Annotated in this window: 1 pseudogene; it reads right to left on the bottom strand. The window is 39.3% G+C overall.

Features of this window, described 5'->3' with window-relative positions:
• Nucleotides 1–89 precede the first annotated feature (89 nt).
• Nucleotides 90–651: pseudogene (locus R7190_RS28150) on the bottom strand (hypothetical protein); the annotation flags it as partial.

Raw genomic sequence — 651 nt, 5'->3', positions numbered from 1 at the left:
GATATTCTGCACTATCTGCTATCACTTGATCACCAAGGTTTGTGTCATGTGTATAGCCAACCAGCCCCAACTTTTTCGCTGTCATGCTCTTATACCTTTAGTCTTATCATTTTCTTTTCTTCTACACCTAACACCAGCCAATACGTTAAAAAGCTAATCATCCCGAATGAAACCAAAGTGGTAGAAATAAACCTTAAAATACTTTGCTCGAAACTTATCGTTAATGAAAACAATACGGCTATCGTTGGTATTAGTACTTGAAGCGCTTTGTTGATTACAAACAATATATATTTCTTAATGGATAACCCGGCTTTGAGCTTGAGAAAAGCGAGCCTCATTCCACAAGAAACTACCTCCATAAAAATGGAAACAACGATAACGGTGTAAGGGGGATAACCTAACGATAGGAAAATATAGGCCAATGGCACAGTTAGCAGCAGCACTGACCCAATTGTTGACTGGTAAGCCTTTACGTCTCCGGTTGCTTGTATAGCCGTTTGAAGACCAACCGTCGTAAGGTTTACAAACGCAAGTACTAAAAATAGCTTGATAAAAGTCAGTACACCATCAGGATAATCTCCCAACCATATCGACAACATAAAATCTGTTTCAAAAAAGATCGGCAGCGCGATGACTGAGTAAAGCAACAAG

It is taken from the genome of Vibrio sp. 1078-1 (genome assembly GCF_033340475.1).
The sequence above is the reverse complement of the archived record's forward strand: the minus strand, read 5'-3'. Positions and strand labels throughout refer to the sequence as shown.